General features: G+C 45.9%; 1 pseudogene. It reads right to left on the reverse strand.

Going from position 1 to position 922, the window contains the following annotated elements:
• Positions 1-922: pseudogene (locus R7O13_RS25040) on the reverse strand (cadherin repeat domain-containing protein); the annotation flags it as partial.

Genomic DNA, 922 nt, shown 5'->3' on the forward strand with positions numbered 1-922 from the left:
CTCTCAGAAATATCCAACGCAATAGAGTGATATTGAGAGTAATTAGTTAGCGTCAACTCAGCTTTCGCATTGTCTAACGTGGCAAGCTCTTCGCTCACGGTATCAGCAAATGAGTAAGTGCGAGTGCCTACCGTTTTACCAAAGTCCAAACTAATCGTCTTAAATGGCGTAAATTCCACAGTTTGAAGCTTCGTCGTAAGACCTGGATGATCCGCTTTATTAATGGTGCCGTTAACCAATACGGTTTTAGTTGTATAGTTACGTGCAGTTAACGTCACTTCCACTTGGTAGTCGCCAGCATGCAGCACTTTCAAACGACCAGAATCTGAAGATAACAACTCAACCACCGGCTCAGCTTGGTTAATCAGACGGTAGCTTGCTTTGGCTTCTCCCCCACTCATCACAGGTGTGATAACCGCACCAGCAGAAAAGTTCAGAGTTGGATAAGTAATAGAAACCGGGTTGCTACCTTGTTTAATCGTTACAGCAAAGCTACTTTCACCTGGAGTAAACTTATCGTTACCTGCGTCCGACACAATAACTCTGGTGCTGCCCGCATTCAGAATGCGCATATCACCCGTTTTGCGATCTAAGGAAACCACATCGGTTGCAGAATCCGTCGCAAATCGGTAGCTCACTTCGCCAACCGTACCGAGAATCGATGGTTTTTGGACATAAGGCTGGTTGATGTTCCACGTACCTTCTACTACGCCTGACTGGATAGCAATTCGGCTTGGCGCACTCAGAATGTTAAAGCGAACTTTTTGATCTGGACCGGCCGTGTAATTTGCACTCTCTTTCCTGCGAACCGTTAACGTCGTTTGACCCGCTTTGTAGACACGAATAAGACCGTCACCAATAACATCTGCAACACCTGGAGAAGTATTGTCAACGACTTCCAAATGATCATTGCTGGCCGTTA

The organism is Vibrio sp. Y176, from assembly GCF_033438945.1.